The organism is Streptomyces sp. NPDC051018 (assembly GCF_044456085.1).
GTDB lineage: Bacteria > Actinomycetota > Actinomycetes > Streptomycetales > Streptomycetaceae > Streptomyces.
The window spans coordinates 1-14,423 of sequence record NZ_JBITFN010000005.1 but is presented as its reverse complement, the minus strand read 5'-3'; the positions used below and the strand labels follow the sequence as shown (position 1 = coordinate 14,423).

General features: G+C 70.7%; 13 protein-coding genes and 3 pseudogenes. 9 read left to right on the top strand and 7 right to left on the bottom strand.

All coding sequences use genetic code 11. From position 1 onward, the window contains the following. Positions 1-89 precede the first annotated feature (89 nt). A pseudogene (locus tag ACIBCM_RS10780) lies at positions 90-370 on the bottom strand (ATP-binding protein); the annotation flags it as partial. A 49-nt stretch (positions 371-419) separates the two neighbouring features. Beyond that, the gene (locus ACIBCM_RS10775) at positions 420-797 is read right to left on the bottom strand and encodes a hypothetical protein (protein ID WP_399241667.1); all 378 of its coding nucleotides are present in this window, start codon (positions 795-797) and stop codon (positions 420-422) included. Between the two features lie 86 nt (positions 798-883). Here ACIBCM_RS10775 and ACIBCM_RS10770 point away from each other — a divergent pair, with 86 nt between their 5' ends. Then, on the top strand, positions 884-1,192 hold the full coding sequence (locus ACIBCM_RS10770; RefSeq protein ID WP_399241666.1) for an ArsR/SmtB family transcription factor: 309 nt from the start codon (positions 884-886) through the stop codon (positions 1,190-1,192). A gap of 173 nt (positions 1,193-1,365) precedes the next feature. Here the strand turns inward: ACIBCM_RS10770 and ACIBCM_RS10765 are convergent. Then, positions 1,366-1,518 (bottom strand): annotated as a pseudogene (locus ACIBCM_RS10765) (tetratricopeptide repeat protein); the annotation flags it as partial. Between ACIBCM_RS10765 and ACIBCM_RS10760 the strand changes: the two are divergent. Together ACIBCM_RS10760 and ACIBCM_RS10755 are read left to right on the top strand one after the other, a co-directional pair. Further along, positions 1,518-1,856 (top strand): annotated as a pseudogene (locus ACIBCM_RS10760) (hypothetical protein); the annotation flags it as partial. The pseudogenes ACIBCM_RS10765 and ACIBCM_RS10760 sit on opposite strands and share 1 nt — an antisense overlap. A gap of 126 nt (positions 1,857-1,982) precedes the next feature. Further along, positions 1,983-3,410 (top strand): hypothetical protein, encoded by a 1,428-nt coding sequence (locus ACIBCM_RS10755; protein WP_399241665.1) that lies wholly within the window; start codon positions 1,983-1,985, stop codon positions 3,408-3,410. A 356-nt stretch (positions 3,411-3,766) separates the two neighbouring features. Here the strand turns inward: ACIBCM_RS10755 and ychF are convergent, their stop codons facing one another. After that, entirely contained in the window at positions 3,767-4,855 is a 1,089-nt protein-coding gene (gene ychF / locus ACIBCM_RS10750) for a redox-regulated ATPase YchF (protein ID WP_399242084.1), read from the bottom strand. 317 nt (positions 4,856-5,172) lie between these two features. Between ychF and ACIBCM_RS10745 the strand changes: the two genes are divergently transcribed. Then, on the top strand, positions 5,173-5,757 hold the full coding sequence (locus tag ACIBCM_RS10745; protein ID WP_399241664.1) for a DUF6542 domain-containing protein: 585 nt from the start codon (positions 5,173-5,175) through the stop codon (positions 5,755-5,757). 398 nt (positions 5,758-6,155) lie between these two features. On the opposite strand, the gene ppgK is transcribed toward ACIBCM_RS10745, so the two are convergent. Further along, positions 6,156-6,896, bottom strand: coding sequence for a polyphosphate--glucose phosphotransferase (ppgK, locus tag ACIBCM_RS10740; protein WP_399241663.1), 741 nt, complete (start codon positions 6,894-6,896; stop codon positions 6,156-6,158). A 30-nt stretch (positions 6,897-6,926) separates the two neighbouring features. Continuing rightward, positions 6,927-7,940, bottom strand: coding sequence for a 4-hydroxy-3-methylbut-2-enyl diphosphate reductase (locus tag ACIBCM_RS10735; RefSeq protein WP_399241662.1), 1,014 nt, complete (start codon positions 7,938-7,940; stop codon positions 6,927-6,929). An 80-nt stretch (positions 7,941-8,020) separates the two neighbouring features. Between ACIBCM_RS10735 and ACIBCM_RS10730 the strand changes: the two genes are divergently transcribed. The 4 genes from ACIBCM_RS10730 (at position 8,021) to ACIBCM_RS10715 (ending at position 12,187) form a co-directional block, all read left to right on the top strand. Then, positions 8,021-9,403 (top strand): APC family permease, encoded by a 1,383-nt coding sequence (locus tag ACIBCM_RS10730; protein WP_399241661.1) that lies wholly within the window; start codon positions 8,021-8,023, stop codon positions 9,401-9,403. Positions 9,404-9,837: 434 nt separating this feature from the next. Further along, on the top strand, positions 9,838-11,046 hold the full coding sequence (gene xseA / locus ACIBCM_RS10725; RefSeq protein ID WP_399241659.1) for an exodeoxyribonuclease VII large subunit: 1,209 nt from the start codon (positions 9,838-9,840) through the stop codon (positions 11,044-11,046). Positions 11,047-11,118: 72 nt separating this feature from the next. Further along, on the top strand, positions 11,119-11,388 hold the full coding sequence (locus tag ACIBCM_RS10720; protein ID WP_399241658.1) for an exodeoxyribonuclease VII small subunit: 270 nt from the start codon (positions 11,119-11,121) through the stop codon (positions 11,386-11,388). Between the two features lie 208 nt (positions 11,389-11,596). Then, positions 11,597-12,187: a malonic semialdehyde reductase gene (locus ACIBCM_RS10715; RefSeq protein WP_399241657.1), complete on the top strand. Its 591-nt coding sequence runs from the start codon at positions 11,597-11,599 to the stop codon at positions 12,185-12,187. 261 nt (positions 12,188-12,448) lie between these two features. Here the strand turns inward: ACIBCM_RS10715 and ACIBCM_RS10710 are convergent, their stop codons facing one another. Beyond that, on the bottom strand, positions 12,449-13,030 hold the full coding sequence (locus ACIBCM_RS10710; protein WP_399241656.1) for a DUF4245 domain-containing protein: 582 nt from the start codon (positions 13,028-13,030) through the stop codon (positions 12,449-12,451). Between the two features lie 123 nt (positions 13,031-13,153). Between ACIBCM_RS10710 and glpX the strand changes: the two genes are divergently transcribed. Further along, positions 13,154-14,188 (top strand): class II fructose-bisphosphatase, encoded by a 1,035-nt coding sequence (gene glpX, locus ACIBCM_RS10705; protein WP_399241655.1) that lies wholly within the window; start codon positions 13,154-13,156, stop codon positions 14,186-14,188. Positions 14,189-14,423 lie beyond the last annotated feature (235 nt).

Below are 14,423 nucleotides of genomic sequence, written 5' to 3'. Positions count from 1 at the left end.
TTCGCCACGCCGGCTACATGCCCGGCATCTGCGGCCGGTCCCGCTCAACGACTCCCGTACCTCTCCTTAGCTCGCTTGCGATCCGCCACTCACAGCGGCCAATCACCGGGACCATAGGCGGCGTCAAGGCCCGGTGAGTCGACGCCGCCGCGCGAGACCGCCACAACCGGAACGGGTTCGTCGGCGAGGGCGGCCAGGTGTCGCTGAAGAGCCACCAGGTCATGGCGGTCGAAGGGTGACCGCTCCAGCCACTTGAGAGAGCCGGGGAGCAGCAGCTCCTTGGCGATGGGGGCGCGATCCGCGCCGACGATATCGATCTCGATGTCGTTGGTGCGCGTCAGTAGCCGCCTACCGCAGGGACCGCGGGCAGCCATTCCATCAGACTGGCGTATCGACGGCCGGTGGGCGACCGGGCCGGTTCATGCGAGCGTCGACCGTGCGGTCGCGTGGAACTGCACGTACTCGATGGTCGCGCCGCCGGGGTGTCGCACGGTCAGGTTGGTGCCGGTCGGCACCTCGTTGGGGCCGTCGAGGATCTCCCCGCCGCGCTGCTCGGTGATGCGCAGGACCTGGTCGATGGACTCGACGATCGTGGTGGCGTGAGTGCCGCGGTACGGAGTGAGGGCTTCCGCCGAGCCTGCGAGAAGCAGATAGCCGCCGACGCTCGCGAGTTCCAGGTCGCGATAGGTGAACCGGAGCCGTGGCTGCTCTCCGGTGAGTTCGACGAAGGTCGGCAGGGCGACGTCCAGGTCGTCCACGTAGACGCGGGCAAGGGTGGCGAGCACTGTCACGGCCATCTCCTAGATCATTTCGACATTCCCGAAACATCGAAGTGATCTGCATACTACAAGGGGTGGCACGCGGGCGAAGACGAGGAGGGCCGGTGGGACAGCGCGACCATGAGGACCTGCACCTGGACCTGGACCTGGCCGTGGTGCTCCATGCCCTCGGTGATCCGGTCCGGCTGGCACTGCTCCGCGGGATGGCCGAGGGCGGCGAGAGCGTATGCAGCCCGGACGGCCTGGACGTGCCCAGATCGACCCTGTCCAACCATTGGCGGATCCTGCGCGAAGCCGGAATCACCCGGACCCGGCACGTCGGAAAGGCTCGCCTGATGACTCTGCGTCGCGCCGCTCTCGACGCCCGCTTCCCGGGACTCCTTGCCGCGGTGCTGGCCGAGGACAGGCGATGAGGCCGGATCGTCGGGGCCTCCGCCCGCCGCGCATGCCGAACGACGATGTCCCCGCCGCGTACGGGCTTCTGTTTCCGGGCAGCCCCGCATGGCCAAGCCCCCGCCTGACGCCAGTACCGGGCGGTGACCTGTCGCAGGCCCGTCCTCAGAAGGACCTCAGCGTCCGGACGCACACCGGGAACGCGGCTGCGCTGTTGACCGCCCAGGATGGAGCGGATTGAGGTGCTCGCCTTTCTGAGGACCAGGACCAGGACCTGGGACCAGGCGGCGACGGCCTCGTCGGCGCGGGTCCGGGCGGCGAGGCCGTCGCCGAGGCCGGTATGACTGGTGCACCAGCTGACGCCAGGACGCCACCCCCCTCATCGGGCCCCTCCTCGGCCTTCCGACCCTGTCGTACGTCGATCTCCCACGTCCGCGGATCACCACCAGCCACCCCAACGGCTACCTGTGGAAGCGCGACCACGTCGACGCCTGGCTCGGCGACGCCCCCGCCGTCTGGATCGATGACGACTTCACCTGCCTCGACCATGAATGGGCGGCGGAGCGCACTGCGAAGGGAACGGCGACCCTCCTCATTCAGCCCGACCCGCACCTCGGTCTACAGCCCGGGCACCTGACCGAGGTCACGAGGTGGGTCGCGCAGTTGCCCACAGCCCGCGCCGCCCGACGACTGATGCGCTCGCTGCCACGAGCAGCGAGGGCATCAGAGTGTTGCTCGAGCGTGAGCCGTCTGCGGTCTGTGGCACGTATCGGCGGCGCTGATGTCGGAGTCGGCTGGAACACTGCGGCCATGATCAACGAGATGCCCCCCGACCTTCCTGATGCTCCCGTCGGCTCCCTGCCACCCAGAGCGCAGACAGAGCTCGCCGGCACCGCCTGGGAGGAGCTGCCGCACGTCTGTACGGGCCAGCACAGGGTGCCTGACACACCGGACATCCTCGGCTCTGTGCTCGCCACCGACCCGGCGCACCGGGTGCGGGCGGTGGGGGATCTGTATCGGCTGCTCCTCAATCGGGAGCAGGTGTTTCCGGCGACCGCTCCGGCGGCCTCGGTCCTCGCTCGTCTTCTCGACGATCCGCGCACCCTCGCCGAAGACCGGTGGGAGCGCAGGGCCGGTCGGCGATCGCTCCGCGCCGAACTGCTGAACTGGCTGACTTCGTTCGCCGACATCGCCCGCCTGGACGTCGAGGACGGCATCGGCACGGCGCAGGATCTGGCCGCCGCCCGTGCGGCAAGGCCAACACTCCACGACAGCATCGCGGATTTCTGCGACGACAACGATCCACTGGTGAAGGAGGCCGCGCTCGCGGCCACCGCCCTGCTCCTGGCCGACCCCGCCCTCGCCTCGTCCGTACCCCGGTACGCGCCCGCCGTTCGCGAGGTCCTGGCCGTGAGCGCGGACTCGTACTACCGGTGGATCGCCCGGGAACGGCTCGCTGCCTGGGGTGAGGACGTCACCGGCCTCATCACCGCGGAGAAGGAGCGCCGCGCGGCCCTGGACCGGGCAGGCGAGTTGGCGGAGGACCCGTTCGGCGGCCAGGAGCAGGAGCAGGCGATCCGCCGGCTGGAAGAGCAACCCGAGGACACCGCGGCTCCGGAACGACTCGGCCGCCGGCGTGAGCACCGGACCGCGCCCATACCGGCCGCCCTGCACGAGCCGGCACCCGAGCTGCCCGTGGCCGCCCCGGGGAGCGAGGCGGGGTACCGCGGCCCGTGGCGGATCGCCCGGGAGGAGGAGCGCGCCGAGTGGACGTTCACGCCGTACGCAGGAGTCGGCCCCCTGCACTTCGGGATGACCTTGGAGGAGATCACCCGTGCTCTCGGCGAAGGGCCGGCCGTCTCGTCCTGCTCCCACCACGGCGAAGACCAGCAGCTCAACTACGCCGACTTCGCCGAGAGCGGGATCAGAGCCCTCTTCCACAACGGCCGCCTGGGGTGCGTCGCAGCAGACGCCCTCACCGGCCCCCAGGTGAGACTGGAAGCGGCCCCACTGACCGGCTGCGCACCTTCCCACGTGGAGGACTGGCTCGTCCACCGCACAACACGGCCCGGCAGCCTGGCGTACAGCGTCGCCGGCGATCCGGTCTTCGCCGACCTCGGCCTGGCAATCCGCTCCCAGCGGGCCGGCGACGTCGTCCTGACCCGCCCCCTCTTCCTGCTCCACGACTGGCTCGACCTGTGGCACGCGCTGCCCAGCGAGGAGTGGAACTGCTCCTGAAGCGTGGTCCGCCGATCGGCTCTCGAAGGAGTGCTGAAGGTGCAGCAGAACCTTCGTCCCTCGCCCGCGGTCATACGGCGAGTTGAACGCCTCCGCCGCAGCGACCATCGACGAGACGGCCTCTTCTTTCAGGACGCGAGCTTCTTGCCTGAGTCTCACCCGCAACCTCACCTGCTCTGAGCTTGCCCTGCCCGCGCTGATCAGCGTAGAAGCACCGTGCCTGGCACTGAACGGGTGAGCGAAGTCCTGAGCGACCCGGACTCAGTCCGCAGCAAACACCCTGCGGACTCTGCGCGGACCACAAAGGGCCGCCCAACCCGCTTCGTCACAGGTCAGACGGCCTTTCGCCGATCGAATTAGACGTTGAACCTGAACTCGACCACGTCGCCGTCCTGCATCACATAGTCCTTGCCCTCCATGCGCGCCTTGCCCTTGGCGCGGGCCTCGGCGACCGAGCCGGTCTCGATGAGGTCGTCGAAGGAGATGACCTCGGCCTTGATGAAGCCCTTCTGGAAGTCGGTGTGGATCACACCGGCCGCCTCGGGAGCCGTCGCGCCCTTCTTGATCGTCCAGGCGCGGGTTTCCTTGGGGCCCGCCGTCAGATACGTCTGGAGGCCCAGTGTGTCGAAACCGACCCGGCCGAGGGTGGCGAGTCCGGGCTCGTCCTGGCCCATCGACTGAAGCAGTTCAAGGGCCTCGTCGTCGTCCAGTTCGATCAGCTCGGACTCGATCTTGGCGTTGAGGAAGATCGCCTCGGCGGGGGCGACCAGGGCGCGCTGCTCGTTCTTGAAGTCCTCGTCGACCAGTTCGTCCTCGTCGACGTTGAAGACGTACAGAAACGGCTTGGTCGTCAGCAGATGCAGCTCGTGCAGCAGGTCGCCCTGCTCGGTGCCCTTGGTGATCCCCGCGGAGAACAGGGTCTGGCCGGACTCCAGGATCTTCTGCGCGGACTCGACGGCCGCGAGGACGGCGACCTTGTCCTTCTGGAGACGGGACTCCTTCGTCAGCCTCGGCAGAGCCTTCTCGACGGACTGGAGGTCGGCGAGGATCAGCTCGGTGTCGATCGTCTCGATGTCGTCCTTCGGAGAGACCTTGCCGTCGACATGGACGACGTTCTCGTCCCGGAAGGCCCGGATGACCTGGCAGATCGCATCGGACTCGCGGATGTTCGCCAGGAACTTGTTGCCCAGGCCCTCACCCTCGCTCGCGCCGCGGACGATGCCCGCGATGTCGACGAAGTCCACGGTCGCCGGGAGGATCCGCTGGGAGCCGAAGATCTCCGCGAGCCTGGCGAGACGGGCGTCGGGGACACCGACCACGCCGACGTTCGGCTCGATGGTGGCGAACGGGTAGTTGGCCGCCAGCACGTCGTTCTTGGTCAGGGCGTTGAACAGGGTCGACTTGCCGACATTGGGCAGGCCGACGATTCCGATCGTGAGCGACACGTTGGCGACTTCCTGGAGTAAGGGCTGGAGCATCGGGTGGACTGGAGCAACGGGTGGATAACACTCGCTGCCGGCCGGACGGGGGCCGATCCCCCAGTTTACGGTCCGGCCGCGCGGGGCCATGACGGGATGCGCGAGGGCGGGAACGGGGCGGTCCCGGGGCCGGGCGCCACCCGCCCGGGGCGCCCCCGGGGCCGTGGCAAGGGGCCAGTGGAGGGGCCGCGGAGGGGGCCGAGGAGTCGAACTCTTCCCCAATGGTCGGCCAAAGGGCGTGTCCTGGGCCCGGTTCTTCCCCACCGGCCACCTACGTTGGTGGGGTGGAGCAGCCAAGGACGAGTCACCCCCAGCGCCGCCGGCGGCCGCAGGCCCCTCTCTCGCCCCAGGGCCCCCTGTCACCACAGGGGGCCGTCGCGGACCGTCCGGCGGTGTACGGGGTCCGGCCCGCGCCCGCGCCACGGGCCGTGCCGCCCGTGGTGCTCGCACTGCGCAAGCTGCCCAGTCCCCGGCTGACCGGCCTGGGCGGCGGGCTCTTCGCCGTCACCGCGATGCTGGCGATCGGCTCCCTGGACTGGCTCCTCTTCGACGGCTCGCCCGTCGTCTACGGGGTGCTCTTCCTGCCCGTCTGCGCGCTCACCGCGCTCTGGGTCCGCGAGGCGGACCTGGTCACCGCGCCCATCAGTGTGCCGATCGCCTTCGCCGTCGGCGTCATCCCCATCGCCGGGGGCGAGGGCGGAATCGGCGGGCAGATCATGGCGGTGGTGACGGCGCTGGCGGTGCACGCGGGGTGGCTGTACGGGGGCACGCTGGTCGCGGGCCTGATCACCTGCGCCCGCAAGATCCGGGCACTCCCCCACCGCAGGCGCCGCCCCCGCCCGTCCCAGCCGCCGGCGGCCCGCCGCTAGGGCCCTCCGGGCGGGCTGGGTGGTACGGCTTCCGGGGGACACCGTTCTGCCAAGGTGACCGGCCATGTGGCCGGGGTCCGTCCTCAAACGCCGGACGGGCTGGAACCCACCCCTCCAGGCAGGCCGGGGGCACAGGTTTCCCGGGCCCCCCGCCGAAGCGGCCCGGCCCCGCAGCCGAGGTCCGTCCTCACACGCCGGACGGGCTGGAACCCACCCCTCCAGGCAGGCCGGGGGCACAGGTTTCCCGGGCCCCCCGCCGAAGCGACCCGGCCCCGCAGCCGAGGTCCGTCCTCAAACGCCGGACCGGCTGGAAATGCCCGGAGGCCCGCCCGGAAGCATTCCGGGCGGGCCGGGAAACCCTCCGGGCAGCGGGGCCCGCGGCGGAGTCCCGGAGGGGGCTACCCGGGGGTCGAGGACATCGCCGCGCCGACGATGCCCGCGTTGTTGCGCAGCTCCGCCGGGACGATCTCCGCCCGGATGCCCTCGATATGCGGGATGAACCTGTCCGCCTTGCGGCTTACCCCGCCCCCGAGGACGAACAGTTCCGGGGAGAAGAGCATCTCCAGATGGGTCAGGTACTTCTGTACGCGGCGCGCCCAGTGCTCCCAGCTCAGGCCCTCGTCGTCCTTGGCCTTGGTGGACGCGCGCTTCTCCGCCTCGTGGCCGTGCAGTTCCAGATGCCCCAGCTCGGTGTTCGGCACCAGGCGGCCCTCACTGAAGACCGCGCTCCCGATGCCCGTACCGAGCGTCAGGACCATGACCGTGCCCGTGCGGCCCCGGCCCGCGCCGAAGGCCATCTCCGCGATGCCGGCCGCGTCCGCGTCGTTGAGGAGGGTGACGGGAGCGCCGCCGAGCCGGTCACCGAGGAGCCGGGCCGCGTCCAGGTCGATCCAGCCCTTGTCGACATTCGCCGCGGTACGGGTGATACCCCCCGTGACCACTCCCGGGAAGGTGATCCCCACCGGTCCCGACCAGCCGAAGTGCTTCACCACCTCGGCGACGCCGTCCGCGACCGCGTCCGGCGTCGCCGGGTGCGGGGTCAGGACCTTGTGGCGCTCCTGCGCCAATTCTCCACGCTCAAGATCCACAGGAGCGCCCTTGATGCCGGAACCGCCGATGTCCACTCCGAACACGTTCATGGACCCAACGTTACGGGCAGCAGCCGGCGGTTACTCGCCGGAGGCCTTCGCCGCCCTGGCCACCAGCTCCGCGGCCTCGGCGCGCAGATCGCGCCGCAGTTCCTTCGGGAGCGAGAAGGTGATCGACTCCTCGGCCGACTTCACCAGCTCGACATCCTCGAAACCGCGCTGCGCCAGCCACTCCAGTACGCCCTCGACCAGCACCTCCGGCACCGACGCGCCCGAGGTGAGGCCCACCGTGGAGACACCCTCCAGCCATGCCTCGTCGATCTCGTCGGCGAAGTCGACCAGATGGGCGTCACCCGCGCCCGCGCCGAGGGCGACCTCGACGAGCCGTACGGAGTTCGAGGAGTTCTTCGAGCCGACGACGATGACGAGGTCCGCCTCCGCGCCCATCTGCTTGACCGCGATCTGGCGGTTCTGGGTGGCGTAGCAGATGTCGTCGCTGGGCGGGGAGATCAGCTGCGGGAACTTCTCCTTCAGCCGGTCGACCGTCTCCATCGTCTCGTCGACGGAGAGCGTGGTCTGGGAGAGCCAGACGACCTTCGACTCGTCGCGCACCTCGACCTTGTCGACATCGCCGGGGCCGTCGACCAGCGTGATGTGGTCGGGGGCCTCGCCGGAGGTGCCGATGACCTCCTCGTGGCCGTCGTGGCCGATGAGGAGGATGTCGTAGTCCTCGTTCGCGAAACGGACGGCTTCCTTGTGGACCTTGGTGACCAGGGGGCAGGTGGCGTCGATGGTCGCGAGCCTGCGCTGCGCGGCCTCCTCGTGGACGACCGGGGCGACCCCGTGCGCGGAGAACATGACGATGGACCCCTCGGGGACCTCCGCCGTCTCCTCGACGAAGATCGCGCCCTTCTTCTCCAGGGTCTGGACGACGTACTTGTTGTGGACGATCTCGTGGCGGACGTACACCGGAGAGCCGTACTGCTCAAGGGCCTTCTCAACGGCGATCACGGCGCGGTCCACTCCCGCGCAGTAGCCACGGGGAGCGGCGAGCAGGACGCGACGGGCAGGAGGCGTAGCAGTCATGCCCCCCATCGTAAGGCCGCACAGAACAGGCGGAAGATCGCCACCTGGGGGAACACTGATGCGCAGGCGGACGACGGACGGAGGGCCGCATGACCACGACGGGGGCACCGGAGCCGGGCGGGGCGGCCGAGGGGGAGGTGGTCCGCGAGGCCGGTGAGCTGCGACGGAGCCTCGGATTCCGTGATCTGGTGGTCTACGGTCTGCTCTTCATCGCGCCCATGGCCCCCGTCGGCGTCTACGGCGCCCTCGACGCCACGTCCCACGGAGCCGTGGCGCTGGTCTATCTGGTGGCCACGGTCGCCATGGCGTTCACCGCGCTGAGCTACGCGCAGATGGTGCGGGTCGCGCCGAAGGCCGGTTCGGTGTTCACCTACGCCTCCAAGGGACTCGGCAAGGGGCCGGGGTTCATCGCCGGATGGATGGCGATGCTGGACTATCTGCTGATCCCGGCGGTCGCGTATCTCTTCTCCGGCATCGCGATGGAGGCGCTGGTCCCGGAGGTGGACCGGTGGATCTGGACCGCGATCGCGGTGGTGGTGACGACCCTCCTGAACCTCTGGGGCGTACGGGCGGCGGCACGCGTGGGCTTCGCCGTGCTGGCGATGGAGATCCTGGTGCTGTTGGTGTTCGTGGTGAGCGCGGTGGTGGTGCTCGTACGGGACGGGGCGCAACGCGGCTGGCTCTCGCCGTTCACGGGCGATCTGTCGTTCTCCCTCGCGGCGGTGCTGAGCGGGGTGTCGATCGCCGTCCTGTCGTATCTGGGCTTCGACGCGATCGCCTCGTTCGCCGAGGAGGTGACCGGGGGATCGCGGAAGGTGGCACGGGCGGTGCTGTTCTGCCTGGTCCTCGCGGGTGTGCTCTTCGTGGCGCAGACGTATCTGGTGGCGCTGCTGGAGCCGCGGTCCTCGGCGGAGCTGGCCGCGCGGCCCGAGTTGCAGGGCACGGCCTTCTACGACGCGGTGGACGCCTCGGTGGGGACCTGGCTGCACGATCTGATCGCGGTGAGCAAGGCGATCGGCGCGGCGTTCGCGGCGCTGGCGGGGCAGGCGGCGGCGGGGCGGCTGCTGTTCGCGATGGCCCGCGACCGCAGGCTGCCGCGCGCCCTGTCCCGTACGGACTCGGGCGTCCCGCGCGTCGCGCTGCTGCTGGCGGCCGTGGTGACGCTGATCGCCGCGGTGTGGGCGGCGCGGCGCCCCGACGGGCTCGACCATCTGGTGTCGGTGGTCGACATCGGGGCGCTGACGGCGTTCGTGCTGTTGCACGCGAGCGTGGTCGGCTGGTTCGTGGTGCGGCGGATGGAGGGGCGGCCCGACTGGCTGCGCCATCTGGTCGTACCGGTCCTCGGCGCGGCGGTGCTGATCGCGGTGATCGCGGAGGCGGCGGGCTCGGCACAGGTGGTGGGTCTGATCTGGCTGACCGTGGGACTGCTGGTGCTGCTGGTGCAGCGCGAACGGCTGGGAACGGCGCCGTAGGGAGGTCCTTGACGGGGGTTCTCCGTGAACGGACCGCGGACCGGGCTCGGTGCTTCGGTGGCGTTGTGGCTCGGTGCTTCGGTGGTGGGGTGGTTCGCTGCTTCGGTGGTTCGGTGCTTCGGTGGCGCTGTGGTTCGGAGGCGCGGTGGTGGGGTGGCGCGGTGCACCGGTGGCGCTGTGGTGCCCACATCAGATGCCCGCCGGCCCCCGCGGCACGGGTGGCGCTGTGGTGCCGGGTTTTCCGGTGGCCCGGCCACGCGTAAGGGCGGGAGTACGGGTGCCCGGGGCCCTGCCGTCGCGCCGGTGCGCCCGGGCCCTTCCCGTACGTCGGCCCGGTGCGCGGGAGCCGCGGAAGGACCGGCGGACGGGCGTACGGGGAAGCCGTTCGCGGCGACGGGCTCCCGGTGTCGTACCCGGCCGATACGCTCCCCCGTATGGCTCTCAACACGTCCGCGGAAGCCCCCCTGCCCGTCGGCGAGGTGTCCCGGCTCATCGGGGGGTGGATCGACCGGCTCGGGGCGGTCTGGGTGGAGGGGCAGATCACCCAGCTGTCCCGGCGCCCCGGGCAGGGAGTCGTCTTCATGACCCTGCGCGACCCGTCGTACGACATCTCGGTGAGCGTCACCTGCTTCCGGCAGGTCTTCGACGCCGTCGCCGATGTGGTGGCGGAGGGCGCTCGGGTCGTGGTGCACGCCAAACCGGAGTGGTACGCACCCCGGGGGCAGCTCTCTCTGCGGGCCGTGGAGATAAGGCCCGTCGGCGTCGGTGAGCTGCTGGTCCGCCTGGAGCAGCTGAAGCGGGCCCTCGGCGCGGAGGGGCTCTTCGCCCTCGACCGGAAGCGATCCCTGCCGTTCCTGCCCCACCGGGTGGGGCTGGTCTGCGGCCGGGCCTCGGCCGCCGAGCGCGACGTCCTGGAGAACGCGCGGCGGCGGTGGCCGGCCGTCCGCTTCGAGGTGCGCAATGTCGCGGTGCAGGGGGTGCACGCGGTGCCCCAGGTCGTCCAGGCGGTCAAGGAGCTGGACGATCTGCCCGAGGTGGACGTGATCATCGTGGCGCGCGGCGGCGGCAGCGTGGAGGACCTGCTGCCGTTCTCGGACGAACTGCTGGTGCGCGCGGTGGCCGCCTGCCGTACGCCGGTGGTGTCGGCGATCGGCCATGAGCCGGACTCCCCGCTGCTGGACCTGGTCGCCGATCTGCGGGCTTCGACGCCCACGGACGCGGCGAAGAAGGTCGTACCGGACGTGGGCGAGGAGCTGGACCGGGTGCGGCAGCTGCGGGACCGTTCGCTGCGTACGCTCCAGGGGCTGCTCGACCGCGAGGAGCGCGGACTGGCGCACGCCCTGTCCCGCCCGTCGATGGAGCACCCCCGCCGGATGGTCGACGAACGCGGGGCGGAGGTCGACGCGCTGATCGCGCGGAGCAGGCGGGTGCTGGGGCACCTCCTGGACCGTGCGGACTCGGAGCTGTCCCACACCCGGGCGCGGGTGGTCTCGCTCTCTCCCGCGGCGACGCTGGAGCGGGGGTACGCGGTCCTCCAGCGCGCGGACGGCGCCGTGGTGCGCTCCCCGGACGAGGTGGCCGCGGGGGACGCGCTGCGGGCGCGGGTGTCGGACGGCGAGTTCGCGGTACGGGTCGCCGAGTAGGCCCCCGGGGCCGCTCGCCCCGCGGTCGCGGCGCGGGCCCTCACACACATCACTCAGACGGGAATGGATCAGATGGCTGCCAAGACGGACGGGAACGCGCTCGGCTACGAGCAGGCACGGGACGAGCTGATCGAGGTCGTACGCCGGCTGGAGGCGGGCGGCACCACGCTGGAGGAGTCGCTGGCGCTCTGGGAGCGCGGTGAGGAACTGGCGAAGGTCTGCCGGCACTGGCTGGAGGGCGCCCGCGCCCGCCTGGACGCGGCGCTCGCGGGCGGCTCGGGGGACGCGGAGCGGACGGGCGGCGCCGGGGGTGCGCGGGAGAGCGGCCAGGACGGGGAGTGACCGGGCGGGCGCGCGAGAAGGGCACGCGGGAAGGGGCGCACGGAGGGCCGTGGGACGGAGGAGGCGGCAGCCCGTCGCATCCAGCGATTCCCGTTTCCCTCTGTGAGGACGGGCACACTTTCCAGATAGTTGAAATTTAACCTAACGGTGCCTCGTTGGAGCGGTCGAAAGTCCCCCCACGCCCTGAAAACGGAAGGCACTCGTCCGCATGACTCTCGTCCTTGACACCGCCGCCCAGAACCTCCTCTTCCGGGAGGCGCGCACCGCGAACACGTTCACCGGGGAACCGGTGACCGATGAGCAGGTCCAGGCGATCTACGACCTCGTCAAGTACGGGCCCACGGCCTTCAACCAGACCCCCCTCCGCGTCGTCCTCGTCCGCTCCGCCGAGGCCCGCGAGCGTCTGGTCGCGCAGATGTCCGAGGGCAATCAGGCCAAGACCGGCTCCGCACCGCTGGTGGCGATCCTCGCCGCCGACAACGAGTTCCACGAGGAGCTGCCGGAGCTGCTCCCCCACTTCCCCGAGGCCAAGGACCTCTTCTTCTCCGAGCGCCCGGTCCGCGAGCGGAACGCGGGCCTGAACGCCGCCCTCCAGGCCGCGTACTTCATCGTCGGCGTCCGCGCCGCCGGTCTCGCCGCCGGCCCGATGACCGGCTTCGACTTCGCCGGGGTCCAGAAGGAGTTCCTCGACGACGACCACTCCCCGCTGATGGTCGTGAACATCGGCAGGCCCGGCGAGGACGCCTCGTTCCCCCGGCTGCCGCGCCTGCGGTACGAGTCCGTGGTGACCACGGTCTGACGCGCGCCGGTACCGGCCGGGTCCGACGGAGACCACGGTCCGGGCCTCGCCGGTACGGGCCCGTACGAGTACGGGTGAGGGCCGGTACGGGTGAGGGCCCGGCCCCTGTGGCCGGGCTTCCCGCCCTCCCACCCCGCGCACGACCCGGCCGCCGACCGCTCATCACGCGATACGCACAGGGCCGCCGCCCCCGGAAGGGTGCGGCGGCCCTGTGCGTATCGGCCACATGTCCCCCGGCCGCGGGGGCACGGCGGTGCGCCACTACCTCGCGGGCGAACCCGTCACGGACGGCGCCACCTGGGGCGACTGCGAGGGCTGGGGCGGCTTCGACGACTCCAGCGCCTCCGCCATCGTCGTCAGCTGCGCCATGGGGGCCGACCCGGTCACCACGGTCGTCACGCCCTTGTCCACCCGCACCAGGGCGTCGTACTTCTCACCCTCCCAGCGCTGCCATTCCTTGCCGTCGACCAACTGCGTCGTACCGGTGTCCCGGGCCCGCTGGGTGACCTTCGGGACGTACTTGCCCGGCGCCTGGGTGGACTGCTCGATCGCCACATACCGGCGATCCGGGTCGAGGAACCCGAGATGCCAGGCGTCGCCCTCCGCCCGGTCGTACGAGACCGACGTCGGCCGCCAGCCCTTCGGCAGCCCCTCCGGCGCCATCACCGGATAGGGCGCCGCGCGCTGCGCGGTCACGAGCTCGATCCTGTAGTCGATCGCCCTGACCGGGTCCTTGCTGTCGTCGTGCGGAACGAACATGTAGATCACCGCGACGACGACCCCTATGACCGCCATCGACAGAATCATGTCTCGCACGGTCTGTCTGCCTCGCATACCTGCCACGCCCCCATCGTCGCATCAGCGGCGCGTGCTCAAACGTGGGCCCCTGTGCTCATTTTGTCGACCTGCCGATAGAGTCATGACACCCTCACTTCCGGCCGTCGTCGCTAAGAAAGGCGCGCTCCGATGACCGAGCACAACAACCTGCCGTCCCAGCTCGAGGTCTCGCCCGAGGCCCCGGACCGCAACCTCGCCCTGGAACTCGTCAGGGTCACCGAGGCCGCCGCCATGGCCGCCGGCCGGTGGGTGGGACGCGGCGACAAGAACGGCGCCGACGGCGCGGCCGTCAAGGCCATGCGCACCCTCGTCCACACCGTCTCGATGAACGGCGTCGTCGTCATCGGCGAGGGCGAGAAGGACGAAGCCCCCATGCTCTTCAACGGTGAGCGCATCGGCGACGGCACCGGCGCCGAGTGCGACATCGCCGTCGACCCGATCGACGGTACGACCCTCACCGCCAAGGGCATGCCGAACGCGATCGCCGTCCTCGCGGCCGCCGACCGCGGCACCATGTTCGACCCCTCCGCGGTCTTCTACATGGACAAACTCGTCACGGGTCCGGAGGCCGCCGACTTCGTCGACATCAACGCCCCCGTCTCCGTCAACATCCGCCGCGTCGCCAAGGCGAAGAACTCCTCCCCCGAGGACGTCACCGTCGTCATCCTCGACCGCCCCCGCCACGAGGGCATCGTCAAGGAGATCCGCGAGACCGGCGCGCGCATCAAGTTCATCTCCGACGGCGATGTCGCCGGCGCGATCATGGCGGTCCGCGAGGGCACCGGCGTCGACATGCTCATGGGCGTCGGCGGCACCCCCGAGGGCATCATCACCGCCTGCGCCATCAAGTGCCTCGGCGGCACCATCCAGGGCAAGCTCTGGCCCAAGGACGAAGCCGAGCGCGGGCGCGCCCTCGACGCGGGCCACGACCTCGACCGCGTGCTCCTCACCGATGACCTCGTCCGCGGTGACAACGTCTTCTTCGTCGCCACGGGCATCACCGACGGCGAACTGCTGCGGGGCGTCCGCTACCGCGCGGAGACGGCGACGACCCAGTCCCTGGTGATGCGCTCGAAGTCGGGAACGATCCGCCAGATCGACTCGACCCACCGCCTCTCGAAGCTGCGGGCCTACAGCCAGATCGACTTCGACCGAGCGCAGTAGTTTTTTGCGGCTCGGTTCTCCCCCGGACTCCGTCCGGGGGGACCCCCACCCGGGGGCCTCAAGTGTGCGTCGACGGTCGACCGTGCTCGACCGGTAGGCCGGGCGAGGGGTCTCCGGACGGTGACCGACGCGCGGCTGTTTTTTGTGGCTCGGTTCTCCCCCAGACTCCGTCCGGGGGGACCCCCACCCGGGGGCCTCAAGTGTGCGTCGACGGTCGATCGTGCTCGACCACTCG

What these genes read in the sequence shown, in the direction of transcription:
- ACIBCM_RS10730 (WP_399241661.1), top strand. Translation starts at nt 8,021, where the DNA reads ATGACCACGACGGGGGCACCGGAGCCGGGCGGGGCGGCCGAGGGGGAG.
- xseA (WP_399241659.1), top strand. Translation starts at nt 9,838, where the DNA reads ATGGCTCTCAACACGTCCGCGGAAGCCCCCCTGCCCGTCGGCGAGGTG.
- ppgK (WP_399241663.1), bottom strand. Translation starts at nt 6,896, where the DNA reads ATGAACGTGTTCGGAGTGGACATCGGCGGTTCCGGCATCAAGGGCGCT.
- ACIBCM_RS10735 (WP_399241662.1), bottom strand. Translation starts at nt 7,940, where the DNA reads ATGGGGGGCATGACTGCTACGCCTCCTGCCCGTCGCGTCCTGCTCGCC.
- ACIBCM_RS10775 (WP_399241667.1), bottom strand. Translation starts at nt 797, where the DNA reads ATGGCCGTGACAGTGCTCGCCACCCTTGCCCGCGTCTACGTGGACGAC.
- ACIBCM_RS10715 (WP_399241657.1), top strand. Translation starts at nt 11,597, where the DNA reads ATGACTCTCGTCCTTGACACCGCCGCCCAGAACCTCCTCTTCCGGGAG.
- glpX (WP_399241655.1), top strand. Translation starts at nt 13,154, where the DNA reads ATGACCGAGCACAACAACCTGCCGTCCCAGCTCGAGGTCTCGCCCGAG.
- ACIBCM_RS10720 (WP_399241658.1), top strand. Translation starts at nt 11,119, where the DNA reads ATGGCTGCCAAGACGGACGGGAACGCGCTCGGCTACGAGCAGGCACGG.
- ACIBCM_RS10755 (WP_399241665.1), top strand. Translation starts at nt 1,983, where the DNA reads ATGATCAACGAGATGCCCCCCGACCTTCCTGATGCTCCCGTCGGCTCC.